The following is an 18710-nucleotide window of genomic DNA, read 5'->3' as shown; positions in this document are numbered from 1 at the left end:
GCCCGCCGCCCGGCAAGCAAGCCCGGGGAACCGCCCAGCTCTCCCCGTCGCCGCCGACCACCGCGACCACGCACACACCCAGCGGCCGACAGCGCCACCGCTAGGGCCGCTGACCTGCGCCGTCGCCGCCACCTCCCCCGCACCCCGACCACCCGCCGCCCGGCCAGAACCCGTCAGCGGGGAACCAGCCGAGCCGCCCACCACCCGCACCGCGAGGAACCCGCCGCCCGGCAAGCAGGCCCAGGGAACCACCCCGCTCGCGCCGTCGCCGCCGACCACCCCGACCACGCACACACCCGGCAGTCGACAACGCACCAGGTAGGGCCGCCAACCTCCGTCGTCGTTCGCTATTCCGGTCGCAGCTCGGGTGCCCTATGAACAGTCGAACCTGTACTCGATCGGGCGATCCGGGCAGGTCCGGCATTCGAAGATGTAGAGGCCGCCCACGTCACCCAGCATGACTCCGGCGGCGTCCTGTGCCGAGCTCGCCGGTTCGATGGTGAAGACGTCCGCCTGCGGGTCGGCGGGACGGTCCTCCGCCGGGAGCCAGGTGTGCCAGGACCCGCCGTCGAACTCCCAGCTCGCCACGGTGAGCAGGTGCTCCGTCCGGCGGCCGCAGGTCTGGCAGTCCGGCCAGTCCGGGTCCTGGGCCCAGCTCGGATAGCCGCCCAGCTTGATCCCGGGCGCCTCGGCGAGGTGGATCATGAACTCCCAGCCCTGCTCTTGTTCCAGCCGTTCGAACCGCTCCTTCAGCGCGTCCTTGAGTTCCTCTGGCAGATTCCGGCCGGGGTACTCCGTCACCGGTTCGGGGTGGACGACACAGGGGCCGGGAAGGTGGTCCTCCAGGGCCGATTCGTCCGGCGGCGGGGTGGGCCGCACGTCACCCACGCCATCAGAGCTGCGCCAACGGACATGGGGCAGCGGACTGCCGACCTCCCCGTGTACGTAAGGGCACCAGAGGACCTGCAGAAGGTCGCACCCCTTCGGGGAACGACAGCCCCGGGGCATCGGCTCGTCGGAGCTGGACCACGGAAACAAGAGGGACCTCTTCCTCGTCCGGGTCATCGGCGTAGTCCGGGGCGTACTCCTCGGAGCACTCGGGCCACGGCTCGTCGGGCGGCCAGAGCAGAGGTCCGCCGACGGAACTGCCGTGAGGGGACGGGGCGCCTCTGCGCGAATGCAGCCGGAGCGCCGTGGCGCGCCACGGCGTCAGCTCCGGAAACAACTCCTCGACGTCCACCGGCCGGGCCGGAGTATGCCGTGCCACTCGTCTCTCCTCAGCGCCGTTCCTTTCGGATACACGGGGATCCTAAGGCGAGGATGTGACGGCTTTCGGGCGCCGCCGACCGTGCCGGGGCGCCGCGGGCGGGGTGGCTCGCTAGTCGTCCGAGCCCTTGTGCTTCAGGCCCTCCACGAACTCCGAGAAGGGCGGCTCGTCGGGGTCCTCCGCGCGGGATTCGGCGGGGACGTCGCCGGTCTCCTCCGGCTCTTCCGCGTCAGCACCCTCGGACTCGTCGGCGGGAGTCTCGTCATCGGACTCTGCCGCCGTCTCGGCGCCAGGTTCTCTTCCGTCCGCCTCGGGTGCCTCGGGCGCCTCAGGCCCCTCAGGCGCCTCGGCTTCCGGCTCCTCGTCGAGGGCGGGCAGGGGCTCGGGCTCCGGAGGATCCGCGACGTCGGCGACGGTGTTCGGTGCGTCGTCGACGGTGGTCGCGCCCTCGTCTCCGGTGTCCTCGACGGCCTCTTCGGGCGCATCGCCGGGGTCCTCGGCGACCGTACGGGACGCCTGCTCGGCGGCGGCTTCCTCGCCCTCGCCGTTCAAAGGCTCGGGCAGCGGCTCAGAGGTGTCGGCCTCCGAGGGCTCCCTGGTGGAAGCGGCCTCGGGGAGGTCCGGCTCGTCTGTGGTGTGGGCTCCCTCGGCCGCTTCGGTAGGGGCCGGGCTCGGGATCACCGTCCCGTCCGAGGCAGGCGGATCGATCCCGTCGGACGTGGGGGTGCCGGTCCCGTCCGGGGCAAGTGCCGTGGTCCCATCCGGGGCAGGTACCGCGGTGCCGTCCGGGGCAGGTACCGCGGTGCCGTCCGGGGCAAGTGTCGTGGTCCCGTCCGGGGCGGGTGTGCCGGTCGGCGCGGGGCGGTCCTCGGTCACGATTTCCGCTGCGCTCGCGCCGTCTACGGCGGCCGTCGCCTCACCGTTGGTCTCCCTCAGATCCTCACCATCGGGCGGGGTCGGGTGGGAGCCGGTGCGGACGGGGTCTTCGGCGGCCTCGTGCTCGGCGGCCGCGGGCCCGCCTCCGGCGGCCTCTTCGGCGGCCGGGGCGCGGTCTTCAGCGGACGGGGCCTCGCCGCCGTCCGGTGACGTCTCGGGGGGTCGGGGGGTGGTGGGTGAGGAAGGGTCCTGCAGGCCGTCCTGCGCCGCCGGGCCGGGATCAGGGGCCTCGGTCGATCGCTGGCCGGCCGTCGCCGCCGTGGCGGCGGCCGCCGTCGCGGCGGCCACGGAACCCTGGGACGCCTCTCGTTCCCCTCGTGCTCCTCCGGAGGGCCGGTCGCCGCCGACCGCTCCGGGGTCTGGGCCCTCGCCGACCGCCCCGGGGGGCGGGGCCGGGCCGGCGGCCCCGGGGGGCCGACCCGGGCCGACCGCGGTGGGGACGGACGCCTTCCCCAATCCGTCCGTCCGTGCACCCGCGCGTTCGCGGGCGCCTCGCACCGCCGTCGCGACCCTCGATCCCGCCTCGCTGATACCGAGCTCTCTGCGGCTGCGCACCGCTTCGGCGATCAGCAGCACCGCACCGGCGCCGCCGAGAACCAGCGCGATGTACACCAGGCTCGCCTGGGCGAGCAGCGCGGCGATCGCGATGAGGAGCAGGGCCGCCGTCAGGGCGACGAGGCTGCCGAGGATCAACACTGGTCGAGTGGGCCTTTACTGGTGGTTCCGTGGGTGGTGGGCGCTGTGGCCCGCGTCCGCGCTCAGCGGCGCTCGTGCGGGGCCTCGCCCGGGTGGAATCCGCCGTGCGGCGCCGGCTCGGGCTGCTGCTGGGCGAACGGGTTGCCGCCGGCCGGAGCCGCCGGGCCGCCGTGCTGCAGAGCCGGGCCCGCACCGGTGGGCGCCGACATGGTCTGGAAGCCGCCGGTGGTGTTCGGGTTGGCCGGGGCCCCGCTGGGCTCCTGGCCGCCCTCGTTGAGCTCGCGCAGCTGGCGCTCGAAGTAGTCCTTCAGGCGGCTGCGGTACTCCCGCTCGAAGTCCTTCAGCTCGGCGACCTTGTGCTCCAGCTCCTCGCGCTGCTGCACCAGCGAGCCCATGACCTGGCGGTGGCGCTCCTGGGCGTCGCGGTCCAGGTTCTCGGAGCGGGCGCGGGCCTCGTTGACGATCTGCTCGGCCTGGCGGCGGGCCTTGCCGAGGATGTCGTCGGCCTCGTGGCGGGCGCGGCCCAGGGTCTCGTCGGCCTCACGGCGGGCGTCGGAGATGGCCTGGTCGGCGGTCTGCTGGGCGAGGGCCAGGACACGCGCGGCGGTGTCCATGTTCTCCTCCGAGCCCGGCAGGCCCATCTGCGCGGCCATGGCGGGGAGCTGCTGCTCGACCGCCTGCGGCGCGGGCGCGGACGCGGGGGCCGGGGCGGGCTGCTCGGGCTGCGGCGGCTGCTGCGGCTCCGGCTGCATCTGCTCCTGCGGCTGCTGCTGGAAGTCCTGCATGCCGGCGTTGGGCACCTTGCCCCGCAGGCACTCGGCCAGCTTGCCCCGGAGCTCCTCGTTCTCCTGGATCAGCCGGTCGAGCTCGGACTCGACCTCGTCGAGGAAGGCGTCGACCTCTTCTTCGTCGTAGCCCGGCCGTAGCCGGGTGGTACTGAACTGCTTGTTCCGCACATCCGCGGGTGTCAGCGGCATGTTCGTCTCCTTGGCGCGCTTGGACTCCGTCCGTAGGGACGCTACCTGATCGTGACCTTACGGCAATCCGGATCATGACCAAGACCACATATCGGAACCGGAGCTTACCCGTCCGACATGTATGCCTTTCCGACAAGGCACCGCCGCCGGGCTCCGGCCGGGCGGTCACACGGTTGCGGTCGTGAACATGGCGTACCGCACGACCTGGATGAGGATCACCACGAAGAGGAAGAGGACGGTGAAGCTCAGGTCCAGCGCCACACTCCCCAACCTGACGGGCTTGATGAACCGCCGGAGGAACTTCAGCGGCGGATCGGTGACGGTGTAGATGCTCTCCGCGAGCACCAGGGACAAGCCCGAGGGGCGCCACGACCGGGCGAAGGACTGCACGAGTTCGAACACCAGCCGCCCTATCAGCACCAGCATGAAGAGGTTCAGCAGGATGAGGAGTACGTACAGGACGATGCTCACGGTCGTTCCCCGACCCAATCTGTGTACAGCCGTGGTGGTCTAACTCTGGTTGAAGAAGCCCCGCTCGGCGATCCGTGCCTTGTCTTCAGCGGTCACCTCAACATTAGCCGGTGACAACAGGAACACCTTGTTGGTCACGCGCTCGATGCTCCCGTGCAGCCCGAAGATCAGCCCCGCCGCGAAGTCGACCAGCCGCTTGGCGTCGCTGTCGACCATCTCGGTCAGGTTCATGATCACCGGGGTGCCCTCCCGGAAGTGCTCTCCGATGGTACGCGCTTCGTTGTAGGTGCGCGGATGGAGCGTGGTGATCCGGGCGAGGTCGGCCATGGCCGTGGTCGCCGAGGCGCGGCGCTCGCCGCTCCCGCCCGCGAGCGGGGTCCGGACCTCGCCGTCGCTCACGAGGTCGGCGCGCACATCGCCGCCATGCGGGTCGGTCTCCCGCTCCCGCCGGTCCTCGACGCCCTCTTCGAAGTCGTCGAAGTCATCATATTCGTCCGCATAGCGGTGATCGTAGCGGTCGTCCTCCACGAGGCCGAGGTAGACCGCCATCTTGCGCATCGCGCCGGCCATCTCATGTCCTCCGTCGTCCCTGTGGTGCGGCACCGCAGAAGACTTCTCTGAGTCCGCCCGGGTCCGCCGGTCCCCGCGCTGCGGGCGAACTCGACAGATGGGCGCCAAGGTCCATGTGGGGACATTACCCCACGTTCGGACCCCGATCACCGAGCAACGCCGTACCCACCCGCAGGTGTGTCGCGCCGTGTTCGATGGCGGTCTCCATGTCGCCGCTCATGCCCGCGGATATCACCTTGGCCCGAGGGTAGCGATCCCGGATGTCGGCCGCGACCGCCCCGAGGCGGGCGAACGCCGCCCCGGGGTCGCCCTCGCGCGGCGCGACGGCCATCACGCCGCCCAGTTCCAGCCCCTCCTCGGCGGCGATGAGGTCGGCGACGCCCAGCGCGTCGCGCGGGTCGGCGCCGCCGCGCGGGCCGATCACCCCCGCCTGGGAACCGGCGTCCAGATTGACCTGGACCAGGCAGGTCAGGCGGCGCCCCTCGGCGCGGGCCCGCGAGCCGAGCGCGGTCACCAGGCGCGCCCGGTCGACCGAGTGCACGACGTCGGCGTAGCGCGCGACCGAGCGCGCCTTGTTGGTCTGCAGCTGCCCGACGAAGTGCCAGGTGAGCGGCAGATCACCGAGTTCGGCGGCCTTCCCTGCCGCCTCCTGGTCCCGGTTCTCCCCCACCTCCCGCACCCCGAGGTCGGCGAGAAGGCGCACGTCGGAGGCGGGGTAGGTCTTGGTGACCGCGATGATCGTCACATCGGAGGCCGGGCGTCCCGCCTTCTCACAGGCCGCGGCGGCGCGCTCGCGCACCGCCTCCAGGTTGGCGGCGATGGTGCGGCGGCGCCCGGCCGCCTCCCCGTTCCGCGCCCGTTCCGCCGGTCCGCCGTGCTCCGCTGTCATCGCTCTTCCCGCTCGTCGTTCCTCGTGCTCGTCCGCCCTGGTCGGCGGTGTCCTTCCGGGTCCGTACCCGCCCCGGGGCCCGGGACCGGGCCCACGCCCCCCACCTGGACCGTGTCCGTACCCGGTCCCGCCCGGTTGGGCGGACGGCCCCGCCTCCGGGTCCGCTCCGGATACGGATACGGACCGGCTCCTCCTCAGGCCCGCCACACGTAGGCGGCCAGCCGCCCGGTGGGGGCCTGCCTCCGGTGGGAGAAGAGGTCGGGGCTCTCGTAGGTGCACCGCCCGTCCACCGTGACATGGCCGACTCCGGCCGCCCGGAGCTGGGCCTCGACCGCGGCCCGCATGTCCACGGCCGGGGTCCCCTCGCGGGTGGCCGACGCCCCTTCGGGGGTGTGCGCCGCCAACTCGTCCCGCATGTGCACGGGCACCTCGTAGCAGCGCCCGCAGATGGACGGCCCGAGCGCGACCGTGATCCGCCCCGCCTCGGCGCCGTGCCGCACCATCTCCCCGACCAGCGCGGGGGCGACGCGCTTGATGGTGCCGACCCGGCCGGAGTGGGCGGCGCCGATCACCCCCGCGCCGGGGTCGGCGGCGACGATCGGCAGGCAGTCCGCGGCCAGCGCGGCCAGCACCAGGTCCTCGCGCCGGGTGACCACCGCGTCCACCCGCCCGGCCGTGCCCGGCGCCTCGGCGACGGCCACGTCGGCGCTGTGCACCTGGTCCATCCACACCACCCGGGTGTGGTCGAACCCGAGGCGGGCGGCGGCGGCCCGCCGGTTCTCCTCCACCGCGGCCCGCTCGTCGGGCACCCCCGCCCCCAGGTTGAGGGTGTCGAACGGCGGGGCGCTGACCCCGCCGTCGTAGCGGCCGGTGAATCCGGCGAGTACGCCCGGTGCCAGCTCGAATGCGGCGCTCATGGCCCTCCCTGGTGCCTGGGGGTGGTGCTCCTGGACGCGAAAAAGCGTACCGGCGGCGGGGGATCCCGCCGCCGGTACGCCTGGTCCGGCGGGCGTCCGCGGGGCCCAGTGCCCGCGCGGATCACTTCAGGAAGTCGGGCACGTCCAGGTCGTCGGGGTCGTCGAAGATGACCCGGCGCCGCGGGGTGGGCACCTCGCCCGGGCGGGAGAACCCGTCGGTCCCGGTGCGGCGGGCGCCGTTCTCGCCGACCGCGTGGATGCCGCGGGGGCGGGCCTCCTCCTCCGGCTCGGGCTCGGGTTCGGGCTCCTCCTCCACCGCGGCCGGTTCCGGCCGCGGGGCTGGCTCGGCGCGCGGGGCCGGCTCGGGCTCGGGCTCCGGCTCGGCGGGCTCGGGGGCGCGCTCCTCGCGGACCGGCTCCGGGGCGGTGCGGGCCGCCTGCTCGGGCTCGGGGCGCGGGGCGGGCTCCTGCCGCGGCGCGGGCTCGGCGGCGGCCGGCTCCGGCCGCGGGGCCGGCTCGGGCCGGGGCGCGGGCTCGGCGCGCGGCGCCGGGTCCGGCCGCCGTTCGACCTCGGGCGGCGGCGCCGCGGCCGCGGCCTTCGGCGGGGCGGGCGCCTCGCTGCGCGGCTCGTCGAACCCGGCGGCGATCACGGTGACGCGCACCTCGTCGCCGAGGGCGTCGTCGATGACCGCGCCGAAGATGATGTTGGCCTCGGGCGCCGCGGAGTTGGCCACGAGCTGGGCGGCCTCGTTGATCTCGAACAGGCCCAGGTCCGAGCCGCCCTGGATGGACAGCAGCACCCCGTGCGCCCCGTCGATGCTGGCCTCCAGCAGCGGCGAGGATATGGCCATCTCGGCGGCGGCGACCGCCCGGTCGTCGCCGCGGGCCGATCCGATCCCCATCAGCGCCGACCCGGCCCCCTGCATGACCGACTTGACGTCGGCGAAGTCCAGGTTGATCAGGCCCGGGGTGGTGATCAGGTCGGTGATGCCCTGCACACCGGAGAGCAGCACCTGGTCGGCGGCCTTGAACGCGTCCAGCACGCTGACCTGGCGGTCGGAGATGGACAGCAGCCGGTCGTTGGGGATGACGATGAGGGTGTCGACCTCTTCGCGGAGCATCGCTATGCCCGACTCGGCCTGGGTGGCGCGGCGCTTGCCCTCGAACCCGAACGGCCGGGTGACCACGCCGATGGTCAGCGCCCCCAGCGAGCGGGCGATGTCGGCGACCACGGGCGCGCCGCCGGTGCCGGTGCCGCCGCCCTCCCCGGCGGTGACGAACACCATGTCGGCGCCCTTGAGGACCTCCTCGATCTCCTCGCGGTGGTCCTCGGCCGCCTTGCGGCCCACGTCCGGGTCGGCCCCGGCGCCCAGTCCCCGGGTCAGCTCGCGGCCGACGTCCAGTTTGACGTCGGCATCGCTCATGAGCAGCGCCTGAGCGTCGGTGTTGATGGCGATGAACTCGACGCCCTTGAGTCCCTCTTCGATCATCCGGTTGACGGCGTTGACGCCGCCGCCGCCGATACCGACGACCTTGATGACCGCGAGGTAGTTCTGCGGTGCTGCCACGACGAGGGGCCTTTCCGCTCGCATCGGCCGGTCGCGTCCGAGTCGTCGGCGACCGCGGCCTGCGCCGCGCTCCCCGACCGCGGGTCGGGCCGACCGGTGTCCGGTTCTACAGTCTTTCGTGCGGCGGCCCCGGGCCGGCCCCCGCCGACCGGACCGCCCAGGGGGTGGGCCCCCGGCCCCGGGTCCCCGGGGCCTACGGGACTTTCGCCCCTATCGGTTCGAGTCCATACTTATGTCAACCATGGTCCGCCTCCCGACAGTAGGCCGCGGCCTCCCGACGGGCAACCAACCAGGTGTTCAGCCTAACGGCGTGTCGGCTCCGGAAGCGATGCGCCGTCCCGGCGCGTCGCGTCTGGAATGTCCCGCCGACGTGTGCCCACCGTGCCCGGAGCGCGTCCCGGCCGTGTCCGACGCGTGTCCCGGGCATGCCCGCCCGGGCCCGCCGCCGCGGCCGCCGTCAGCGGACGACCGCCATGTCGACGGCGCTGACGTCGTAGACCCGGTCGGGGGTCGGCGGGTGCTCGCCGACCAGGATCTCCAGGGCCCGGGCCTTGCGCGCGCCGTCCCGGGCGTCGCCCCATTCGACCGACGCTCCCCCGTCGAGCTCCACGGTGATGGAGGCGGGGTCGCGTGCGTCGATGGAGGTGATGCGCGCCTCCGACTCGGGCAGCGCCCCGTCCAGCGCCTCGGCGGCCGAGGCAGCCGCGGCCACCCCGGGGTTGCCCTCGACCTCCCCGCGGACCTGGGCCAGCGGGTAGGCCGCGGGGCGGGTGTCGGCGTCCTCGATGCGCACCCCGTCGTGGTCGACGAGGCGGAAGCCGTCCCCGGCGCGCACCGCCAGGCGCGGTTCGCGCTCGGCGACCCGGACGGTCAGCGACGCGGGCCAGGACCGCTCCACCTCGACCTGTTCGGCCAGGCGGAGCCCTTCGGCCCGCCCGGCCGCCGCTTCGGTGTCGACCCGGGCCAGCGGGGTGCCGGTGGGTACCGCCAGCGCCCGCACGACCTCGGCGCGGTCCATCCGCTCCAGGCCCGTGACCCGCACCTCGCGCACCACCAGCAGCCGCGACCCCAGCAGCACCCAGGTCACCACCGCCAGCAGCGCCACGATCAGCAGGACGATGAAGGCGGCCTTCCACGGGTCGGAGCGGGGGGCCGGGCGGCCGCCCTCGCCGCCGCCGGGAGCTGGGCCCTCCGCCGGGGCGGCCCCGTCGGCCTTGGCCCCACCGGGCTCCGCACCGCCGACGACCGAGCCGCGTGCCACCGAAGCACCTTCCCTCCCACGACCTTCCCGGCGGCCCCGGGCCGGGCGCCCTCTCAGGCGCCCCGCTCCTCCAGGGCCGCGACGATCCGCGGGCCGAGCTCGGTGACGTCCCCGGCGCCCATGGTCAGCACGATGTCGCCGGGGCGGGCCAGCGCGGCCGCGGCCGCCACCGCCTCGCCGTGCGCGGCGGGGCGGTGCACCCGCCCGTGGCCGATCCCGTCGGTGATCAGGGCCGAGGTGACGCCGGGCTCGGGGTCCTCGCGGGCCCCGTAGATCTCCATCACCACCGCCTCGTCGGCCAGGGTGAGCGCCTCGCCGAACTCCTCCGCGAAGATCCGGGTGCGACTGTACAGGTGGGGTTGGAACACCGCCACGACGCGCGCCGGGGCGCCGTCGCCCTCCGCGCGCGAGTCCAGGGCGGCGCGGGCGGCGCGCAGGTCCGCCGCGATCTCGGTGGGGTGGTGGGCGTAGCTGTCGTAGACCGCCGTCCCGGCCGCCTCGCCCTTGGGCTCGAAGCGGCGGGCGGCGCCGGTGTAGTGTGCCAGCCCCTCCACCGCGACCTCGGGGTCGTGGCCCAGCTCGTCGGCGACAGCCACGGCCGCGGCCGCGTTGAGCACGTTGTGCGGGCCGGGCACGGCGAGCGCGCACTCCAGCGGCTCGCCGCCGGGCGGGGTGAGGGTGAAGCGGGTGGCGAACCCCTCGGCGCGGATGCCGCCGACCCGGAAGTCGGCCTCGGGCGCCTCGCCGTAGGTGACCACGCGCAGGCCGCGGCCGCGGGCGGTCTCGGCGACCTTGCGGGCGCCGGGGTCGTCGACCCCGACGACGACGGTGCGCCCCACCCGCTCGGTGAACGCGGCGAAGTTGGCGTGGATCTCGTCCAGGCCGCCGTAGTTGTCCAGGTGGTCGGCCTCGACGTTGGTGACCACGGCGATCTCCGGGGAGAGCATGAGGAAGGAGCCGTCGCTCTCGTCGGCCTCGGCGACGACCACGTCGCCGCCGCCCGCATCGGCGCCCAGGCCGGTGGTGGTCAGGCGTCCGCCGATGATGTAGCCGGGCTCGGCCCCCAGCTCCTGCAGCACCGTGGTGAGCATGGAGGTGGTGGTGGTCTTGCCGTGGGTGCCGGACACGGCCACACCGCGGCGGCCGAGCAGCAGGCTGCCCAGGGCGGCGGCGCGCGGCAGGACGCGCAGGCCGCGGCGGCGGGCCTCGGCCAGCTCGGGGTTGTCCTCGCGCACGGCGGAGGAGACCACCAGGGTCTCGGCGTCGCCGACGTGGGCGGCGTCGTGCCCCACGTGCACCCGCGCGCCCAGCTCCTCCAGCTCGTGCAGCAGGGGGCCGTCCTTGGCGTCGCTGCCGGAGACGGCGCTGCCGCGCTGCAGCAGCACCCGGGCGATGCCGGACATGCCGACCCCGCCCATGCCCACGAAGTGGACCCGGCCCATCTCCTCGGGGCGGAGCGGCTCGGTGGGCGGCACCAGGCTCATCGGGAGTCCTTCCCGTCGTCGACGTAGGCGCCGTCGTCATCGTCGTCGTCATCGGCCACCGGGCCGTCGGCCGGGCGGTCGCCGCGGGCGATGGCCATGACCTCGCGGGCCAGCTCCATGTCGGCGTCGCGGCGGCCCATCCGGGAGGCGGCCTCGGACATGGCCACGACCCGGTCGGTGTCGGTGAGCACGGGGATGAGCTGCTCGGTGATCCAGCGCGCGGTCAGGTCGGCGTTGTCGACCAGCAGGCCGCCCCCGGCCTCCACGACCGGCTCGGCGTTGAGGCGCTGCTCGCCGTTGCCGATGGGCAGCGGCACGAAGCAGCCGGGCAGCCCGACGGCGGTCAGCTCGGCGCAGGTCATGGCGCCCGACCGGCACATGGCCATGTCGGCGGCGGCGTAGGCGATGTCCATCCGGTCCACGTAGGGAACCACGACGTAGGGGACGCCGTCCTGGGTGCGGTCCTGGGGCTCGTCGGCGTTCTTGGGGCCCACCACGTGCAGCACCTGCACCCCGGCGGCGGTGAGCGCGGGCTGGGCCTGGAAGGCGGCCTCGTTGACGGCCTGGGCGCCCTGGGAGCCGCCGAAGATCAGCAGGGTGGGCAGGTCCGAGCGCAGGCCGAAGTGGGCGCGCGCCTTGTCGCCCATGGCCAGGCGGTCGAGGGTGGAGATCTGCTCGCGCAGCGGGATGCCGATGAAGCGGCCGTTGCGGATCTCGGTGTGCGGGTGGCCGGTGTACACGTGCGGGGTGAGCCGCGCGCCGAGCCGGTTGGCCAGCCCCGGCAGCGGGTTGGCCTCGTGGATCACGATGGGGATGCGGCGGCGCCGGGCCGCCAGGTAGCCGGGGGTGGCCACGTAGCCGCCGAAGCCGACGAGCACGTCGGCCTGCAGTTCGTCCAGGCGGTCCCCGGCGGCGCCGATGGCCCCGGCGAGCTTGCCGGGCACCTGCAGCAGCTTGGGGGTGAGCCGCCGGGGCAGGGGGACGGCGGGGATGAGCCCCAGTTCGTACCCGCGCATGGGCACCAGCCGGGTCTCCAGCCCCCGCTCGGTGCCCAGGCACATCACCTGGGTGCTGGGGTCGATCCGCCGCAGCGCGTCTGCCAGGGAGAGCGCGGGCTCGATATGCCCGGCCGTGCCGCCTCCGGCGAGGGCTACCCTCATCGTCGCCGATTCCTCCTCGCTTGTACCTGCCCGTGGTCGCCGTCGCGCCGCTCGATCGCGGTGCCCAGGCCCAGCCAGCTTAGAGCCCTTTCCACCCGGCCCGGACCGCGCGCGGCCAGGGCCCTGCGGGCGTCCGGCTCGGTCTTGGCCATGGCCAGCAGCGCGCCCAGGCCCAGCAGGGTCGGGATCAGCGACGACCCCCCGGCCGACACCAGCGGCAGGGGGATGCCGGTCACCGGAAGGACGCCGATGACGGTGCCGATGTTGACCATGGCCTGCAGCACGATCCAGGCGGTGACCGAGGTCGCGGCCAGGCGCACGAAGGGGTCGTCGACCCGCGACGCGACGCGGAGCCCAGCGTAGCCGAGGACGCCGAAGAGTCCGACGACGACCAGGGTGCCGACCAGGCCCAGCTCCTCGCCGATGATGGCGAAGATGAAGTCGCTCTCCGGGTGCGGGAGGAACCCCCACTTCTCCCGGCTGCCGCCGATGCCCACGCCGAACAGGCCGCCGGTGCCCAGGGCGTACAGCCCGTGGATGAGCTGGAACCCGGACCCGCTGGGGTCGGACTCGGGGTTGAGGAAGGAGGTCACGCGGGCCATGCGGAACGGCTCGACCGCGACCATGATCCCCACCAGGGTGGCCACCAGGCCCATCATGCCCACGAACAGCTTGCCCGGGGCGCCCACCACCCACAGCAGCGCCAGGAAGATGGTGAGCAGCACCATGGTGGTGCCCAGGTCGGTGCCGAGCAGGACGAGCAGCACGAGCACGGCGCACCCGGGCATGAGCGGGAAGAGGAGCTGGCGCCACTCCTTGAGCTCCTTGAGCTCCTCCTTGCGGGCGAGCACGCCGGCGCCCCACAGGGCGAAGGCGAGCTTGGCGGGCTCGGAGGCCTGGATCGTCACCCCGCCGATCTCCAGCCAGCGCATGGCGCCGGAGTTGTACTCCTCCCCCTTGAACACGGTGAGCACCAGGAGGGCGACCGAGACGAGCATGGCCGGGTAGCCCAGGGCGCGGAAGAACCGCATGGGCATGTGCGAGGCGAGCACCATCAGCGGCAGGCCCACGGCGGCGGCGGCGACCTGCTTCTGGAAGAGGCTGTAGGGAGAGCCGGTCTCGGTGAAGGAGTCCACCATCGACGAGGACAGCACCATGGTCAGGCCCAGGGCGATGAGCATGGCGCTGCTGCCGACGATGAGGTAGTAGGAGGTCAGCGGGCGGCGCCCGAGTTCACGCAGCCAGTTGCCGCCCGAGGGGCCCCCGCTGCCGGACGAGGCGCGCGGGGCGCCTTCCGGGCGGCCGCCCGGCGGCCGGGCCGGCGCCGCCTTCTTCTTCCCGGGTGCTCCCCCGCGAGGCACCACCGCCATACGCCACCTCCGCCGCGACACACTTTCCCAGCGTCGACCAAGTCTGGCGGCAACGGTGGCGCAAGCGTCGGACATAACGCGCGTGTTGGGGTTCTTTTCTCCCACACAGGCGCGCAGGACGGGCGAAGGGGTTGTACGGGGAGCGATCGGACAGTCCGGGACGGACCGGATCGGGCCCAGGCGCCGCACCGGAATGCCCCCGACGGCGCCGGAGCACCGCAGCGGGTCCCTTCGGCGGCGGGCGTAGGGGGTGCCCGTTGGAGTGGTGGAACGGTCGGCGGACGGCGGCCGCCTGCGGCCTTCGGCCGTCCGCCGGTCGACCCGACGCCGGTCGGTGGGACGCCGGTCCGATGGAAACGACACCACTCCGGCGGACACCAGGAGCGACCCGGCCCTTTGGTGCGGACGGCACGGAGCCCTGACCGATGGCCGCCCGTGGTCGCACCGCTCCGGCGGGCATCCCCCGGAACGGCGCCGCGCCCGGAGCCGGGCGGGCTCCGGGCGCGGTGACGGGCCGGTGCGGGGCGCGGCCCCGCTTTCGGAGTCAGGCCGGCAGTCGGCGGACCGCCTCGGCGAAGCGGTCTCCGCGGACGTTGTAGTTGGCGAACATGTCCATCGACGCCGCGGCAGGGGCCAGCAGCACCGTGTCGCCCTCCCGGGCCAGCGCGCGCGCCTCGGCCACCACGCGGTCCATGGCGTCCTCGCCGGTCTCGGCGACCTCCACCACGTCGACCCCGGGGGCGTGCTCGGCCAGCGCGCGGCGCAGCTCGGCGCGGTCCCGCCCCAGCAGGACGGCGGCGCGCAGCCGGGGCGCCGCCGAGCGCACCAGGCCGTCGACCTCGGCGCCCTTGAGGAGCCCCCCGGCGATCCACACCACCCGCTCGTAGGCCGCGAGCGAGGCCCCGGCCGCGTGGGCGTTGGTCGCCTTGGAGTCGTCGACGTAGAGCACTCCGTCCACGGTCGCCACCGGGGCGATGCGGTGCGGCTCCGGCCCGAACGCGGCCAGCCCCTCCCGCACGGCCTTGGGTGCGGCGCCCACCGCGCGCGCCAGTGCCGCGGCCGCGAGCGCGTTGGCCACCTGGTGCGGCGCGGCCGGGCGCACGTCGCCCAGCGCGGCCAGCTCCTCGGCGGTGTGCACCGGGTCGTCGACGAAGGCCCGGTCCACCAGCAGGTCCTCCACCACGCCCAGTTCCCCGGGGCGCGGGGTGCCGGGGCCGAAGCCGACCAGCGGGGTGTGCGGGTCGCCCTGCTCGGCCAGGCGCACCGAGTGCTCGTCGGCGGTGTTGGCCACGCGCACCGTGCCGCGCGCGTAGATGCGCCCCTTGGCCTCGGCGTAGGCGTCGAACCCGCCGTGCCAGTCCAGGTGGTCGGGGGCGACGTTGAGGACGGCGGCCGCGTGCGGGCGCAGCGAGCTCGACCAGTGCAGCTGGAAGCTGGACAGCTCGACCGCCAGCACCTGCGGGACGGACCCGTCCGGGCGGGGACGTACCGCCTCCACCACAGGGGTGCCCACGTTGCCCACGGCCAGGGCGTCGCGCCCGTCGGCGCGCAGCATCGCCTCCAGCATCCGCACCGTGGTGGTCTTGCCGTTGGTGCCGGTGACCGCCAGCCACACCTGCTCGTCCGGCCTGAGGCGCCAGGCCAGCTCGACGTCGCCGATCACCTCGACCCCGGCGGCGGCCGCCGCGGTGAGCAGCGGCGCGTCCGGGCGCCACCCCGGGGAGGTGACCACCAGGCCGGCGCCCTCGGGCAGGGCGTCCGAGCCCAGCACCACGCGGGCGCCCGCGGCGCGCAGCGCCTCGGCCGCCTCGCGGGAGGCCGCGTCGTCGCGGCCGTCGACGACCGTCACCTCGGCCCCGCAGTCCAGCAGGGAGCGGGCGACCGGCGGCCCGGACACGCCGAGCCCGGCCACGCACACCGGCCTGCCGTACAGGCCCTCCTCGAATCCGTCCGCCATCGGCTACCTCGGCATCCATTCCAGGTAGAACAGGCCGATACCGGTGCCCACCAGCAGGCCCTGGATGATCCAGAAGCGGATGACGATGGTCGTCTCCGCCCACCCCTTGAGCTCGAAGTGGTGCTGCAGGGGCGCCATCCGGAATATCCGTTTACCGGTCAGGCGGAACGAGCTGACCTGGAGCATCACCGAGGCGGTGATGAGCACGAACAGGCCGCCGATGACGAGCAGCAGCAGCTGGGTGCGGGTGGTGATGGCCAGGCCCACGACCAGGCCGCCCAGGGCCAGCGAGCCGGTGTCGCCCATGAAGATCTTGGCGGGCGGGGCGTTGTACCACAGGAAGCCGATACAGCCGCCCAGTCCCGCCGCGGCCACCACCGCCAGGTCGAGGGGGTCGCGCACCGGGTAGCAGTTGGGCGACAGCAGCGCCTCGCTGCAGCTCTGGCGGAGCTGCCAGTTGCCGATGATGACGTAGGAGACCAGCGTCAGGATGGTGGCGCCGGTCGCCAGCCCGTCCAGGCCGTCGGTGAGGTTGACGGCGTTGGAGAAGCCGACGATGAGGAAGAGCGCCCAGATCACGAAGATGCCGATCCACAGCGGCGGCCCGAAGTCGCGCAGGAACGACAGCTGCGGCGAGGCGGGCGTGTAGCCGTAGCCGTTGGGGAACTTGGTCACCCCGTAGGCGAAGCCCACGCCGATGACGGTCTGGCCCAGCATCTTGGCGCCGCTGCGCAGGCCCAGGCTGCGGCGCTTGTAGATCTTGATGAAGTCGTCGAGGAAGCCGACCGCGCCCATGCCGACGAACAGGAACATCACCAGCAGGCCGGAGACCGTGGGGCGGGTCATCAGCGCCAGGTGGGAGCCGAAGTAGCCCAGCACCGCGCCCAGGATGATGACGATGCCGCCCATGGTGGGCGTGCCCTGCTTGGTCTTGTGGCCCTCGGGGCCGTCGTCCCGGACCTCCTGGCCGAACTTGAACCGGAACAGGATCCGGATCAGCGGCGGCATCACCAGCATGGAGATGACCAGGGAGATCGCCGCTGCGATGAGGATATTGCTCACTGGGCGTCCTTCCCCGACGCGGTAAGCCCCTCGGCCACCTTCTCGGCGACCTTCTCCAGCCCGGCCACGCGCGATCCCTTCACCAAGACGACGTCCTTGGGCCGCAGGCGCGTTCGCAGCGCCTCGACCGCGCCGGCGGCGTCGGGGACGGCGACGGCCTCCCCCTGCCATCCGGCGGTCCCCGCCGCCCCGTCGGCGATGGGGGCGGCCTCCTGTCCGACCACGATCAGCCCGTCGACGCCCAGGGAGGCGGCCAGGCGGCCGACCTCCTCGTGCGCCGCGCGCGCCTCGCCGCCCAGCTCGGCCATGGCGCCCAGCACCGCGAAGGAGCGGCGCCGGTCGGCGATCGCGCCCAGGGTGCGCAGGGCCGCCGCCACGGACTCGGGGTTGGCGTTGTAGGCGTCGTTGACGACGGTGGTGCCGTCGTCGAGCTCGTCGACCTCCATGCGCCAGCGGCTCACCGGGCCGGCCTGGGCCAGCGCCTCGGCGGCGGCCGCGGCGTCCATGCCGAACTCGGCGGCCACGGCGGCGACCGCCAGCGCGTTGTGCACCTGGTGCTCGCCGACGACCGCCAGGCGCACCGGGGCGGTGCCGCCGTTCAGCTCCAGGGTGAACCGGGCCCGCCCGGCGGCGTCCAGTTCCACGTCGCGGGCGCGGACGTCGGCGCCGTCGCCGCGGCCGTAGGTGACCACCCGGGCGGCGGTGCGCGAGGCCATGGCGCTCACGGCGTCGTCGTCGGCGTTGAGCACGGCCACGCCGCCGTCGTCGGCGGCGGGCAGCGCCTCCACCAGCTCACCCTTGGCCCGGGCGATCGCCTCGCGTCCGCCGAACTCGCCCATGTGCGCGCTGCCGACGTTGAGCACCACGCCGATGCGCGGCGGCGCGATGGTGCACAGGTGCGCGATGTGCCCGATGCCGCGGGCGGCCTTCTCCATGACCACGAAGCGGGTGCCGGAGTCGGCGCGCAGGACGGTCAGCGGGTGGCCGATCTCGTTGTTGAACGAGCCGGCCGGGGCCACGACGGGGCCGAGCCGCCCGAGCACCTGGGCGAGCAGGTCCTTGGTGGTGGTCTTGCCGGAGGATCCGGTGACCCCCACGATGTCGGCCCCCGCGGCGGTGACGCCGTCGGCGACCGCGCGGCCCAGCCGTCCGAGCGCGGCCACGACCCCGTCGTCGCCGCCGTCGGCCAGCAACTGCGGCGCCTCGACCGGCCGGGACCCGAGGACGGCCGCGGCGCCCGCGGCGACGGCGGCACCGGCGAAGTCGTGGCCGTCGGCGCGCTCCCCGCCGAGCGCCACGAACAGCGAGCCTGGACCGGCCTGCCGGGAGTCCACGACGACCGGGCCGGTCACGGTGGCGTCCGGGCGCGCGGATCCGCGTATCCGGGTTCGGGTGATCTCAGCGATCCGATCGAGCGTCAGCGCGATCAAATCCACTCCTCATGTCGGGCCCGGTCCTCCGCGCCTGCGGCGCCTCGATCGGGGTGACGGACACAGCCCATGCACGGCGCCGGTCCGGGGATCGCGCTGGGGCTGGTCGACCGCGAGGCGGCAGCGGCACGCCGCGGGGCCGGGCAGCGATTGCCGGACCTACCTTAGAGCATTCGGGATATCGGGGGTTGCGTCCCGGCCGTATTGCGCGCCCGGATCGGCACCGGATCCGGGCGCACCCGGAGGGCGTCGGAGCGCGCACCGGACCGGTGCGCGCACCCCTTCGGGGGCGGTCGCCCCCACCTGCGACGATCCGGAACCGCGTGCGCAGGGTCACCGCACCCGCGGGGCCGGGCGGGAGGCCCCGGCGACCGGTTCCGGCAGGAGGCTCCCCGGGGACCGCCTTCCCGGGATCGGCCGTCGGTAACGATCCCGAAGCAGATTCGCTTGCGCCCGATATTCGGCCGTTTGTCCGATTCGACGATGGGCCGTCCGCCGTCACCGGGGGCTCGGGGGACGCGAGAATTCGCGGGACGTTCAGCGGACGTCACCGTGGGAACCCGCACAGTGCCCCGGGGCGGCGGGTGCCGGAGCGGCAGGCCTGTCGTCGGCCGCCCCCGGAGGGACCACTCCGGCGAACACCGTCCCGTCGCGCCCGTTGAAACGGACAGGGAACAGGGGTCCCCCACTCACGGA

The 18710-nt window shown here is 74.2% G+C and carries 15 protein-coding genes; all 15 read right to left on the bottom strand.

The genetic code is table 11. The features are described 5' to 3' along the window. Window positions 1-372 precede the first annotated feature (372 nt). Window positions 373-879, bottom strand: a complete 507-nt coding sequence (locus tag O4U47_RS27355) for a hypothetical protein (protein WP_270680859.1) — start codon at window positions 877-879, stop codon at window positions 373-375. 499 nt (window positions 880-1378) lie between these two features. Beyond that, window positions 1379-2899 (bottom strand): hypothetical protein, encoded by a 1521-nt coding sequence (locus O4U47_RS27350; protein ID WP_270680858.1) that lies wholly within the window; start codon window positions 2897-2899, stop codon window positions 1379-1381. 62 nt (window positions 2900-2961) lie between these two features. Then, window positions 2962-3876, bottom strand: a complete 915-nt coding sequence (locus O4U47_RS27345) for a DivIVA domain-containing protein (protein ID WP_270680857.1) — start codon at window positions 3874-3876, stop codon at window positions 2962-2964. A 165-nt stretch (window positions 3877-4041) separates the two neighbouring features. Then, window positions 4042-4347, bottom strand: coding sequence for a YggT family protein (locus O4U47_RS27340; RefSeq protein ID WP_270680856.1), 306 nt, complete (start codon window positions 4345-4347; stop codon window positions 4042-4044). A 39-nt stretch (window positions 4348-4386) separates the two neighbouring features. After that, window positions 4387-4917: a cell division protein SepF gene (locus O4U47_RS27335; protein ID WP_270680855.1), complete on the bottom strand. Its 531-nt coding sequence runs from the start codon at window positions 4915-4917 to the stop codon at window positions 4387-4389. Between the two features lie 124 nt (window positions 4918-5041). Then, on the bottom strand, window positions 5042-5806 hold the full coding sequence (locus tag O4U47_RS27330) for a YggS family pyridoxal phosphate-dependent enzyme (protein ID WP_270680854.1): 765 nt from the start codon (window positions 5804-5806) through the stop codon (window positions 5042-5044). Window positions 5807-6000: 194 nt separating this feature from the next. After that, window positions 6001-6723 carry a peptidoglycan editing factor PgeF gene (gene pgeF, locus O4U47_RS27325; protein ID WP_270680853.1) on the bottom strand — a complete coding sequence of 241 codons (723 nt, stop codon included), beginning with the start codon at window positions 6721-6723 and terminating at the stop codon, window positions 6001-6003. A 121-nt stretch (window positions 6724-6844) separates the two neighbouring features. Next, window positions 6845-8290 (bottom strand): cell division protein FtsZ, encoded by a 1446-nt coding sequence (ftsZ, locus tag O4U47_RS27320; protein ID WP_270680852.1) that lies wholly within the window; start codon window positions 8288-8290, stop codon window positions 6845-6847. Window positions 8291-8747: 457 nt separating this feature from the next. Beyond that, a complete protein-coding gene (locus O4U47_RS27315; protein WP_270680851.1) occupies window positions 8748-9551 on the bottom strand; it encodes a cell division protein FtsQ/DivIB in 804 nt (267 codons plus the stop codon). A gap of 53 nt (window positions 9552-9604) precedes the next feature. Then, window positions 9605-11035, bottom strand: a complete 1431-nt coding sequence (gene murC / locus O4U47_RS27310; protein WP_270680850.1) for a UDP-N-acetylmuramate--L-alanine ligase — start codon at window positions 11033-11035, stop codon at window positions 9605-9607. Further along, a complete protein-coding gene (gene murG / locus O4U47_RS27305) occupies window positions 11032-12195 on the bottom strand; it encodes an undecaprenyldiphospho-muramoylpentapeptide beta-N-acetylglucosaminyltransferase (RefSeq protein WP_270680849.1) in 1164 nt (387 codons plus the stop codon). The genes murC and murG overlap by 4 nt, the downstream gene beginning before the upstream one ends. Next, the gene (gene ftsW, locus O4U47_RS27300; protein ID WP_270680848.1) at window positions 12192-13565 is read right to left on the bottom strand and encodes a putative lipid II flippase FtsW; all 1374 of its coding nucleotides are present in this window, start codon (window positions 13563-13565) and stop codon (window positions 12192-12194) included. The genes murG and ftsW overlap by 4 nt, the downstream gene beginning before the upstream one ends. A 544-nt stretch (window positions 13566-14109) precedes the next feature. Continuing rightward, the gene (gene murD / locus O4U47_RS27295) at window positions 14110-15522 is read right to left on the bottom strand and encodes a UDP-N-acetylmuramoyl-L-alanine--D-glutamate ligase (protein ID WP_270680847.1); all 1413 of its coding nucleotides are present in this window, start codon (window positions 15520-15522) and stop codon (window positions 14110-14112) included. Window positions 15523-15525: 3 nt separating this feature from the next. After that, window positions 15526-16539, bottom strand: coding sequence for a phospho-N-acetylmuramoyl-pentapeptide-transferase (gene mraY / locus O4U47_RS27290; RefSeq protein WP_051060546.1), 1014 nt, complete (start codon window positions 16537-16539; stop codon window positions 15526-15528). A 41-nt stretch (window positions 16540-16580) separates the two neighbouring features. Then, window positions 16581-18014: a UDP-N-acetylmuramoyl-tripeptide--D-alanyl-D-alanine ligase gene (locus O4U47_RS27285; protein ID WP_270680846.1), complete on the bottom strand. Its 1434-nt coding sequence runs from the start codon at window positions 18012-18014 to the stop codon at window positions 16581-16583. Window positions 18015-18710: the final 696 nt, after the last annotated feature.

Source organism: Nocardiopsis suaedae, assembly GCF_027706745.1.
In the GTDB taxonomy this organism is placed as follows: domain Bacteria; phylum Actinomycetota; class Actinomycetes; order Streptosporangiales; family Streptosporangiaceae; genus Nocardiopsis_A; species Nocardiopsis_A suaedae.
Note: the sequence above shows the minus strand (reverse complement) of the source record. Positions and strands in the feature narration are given on the sequence as shown.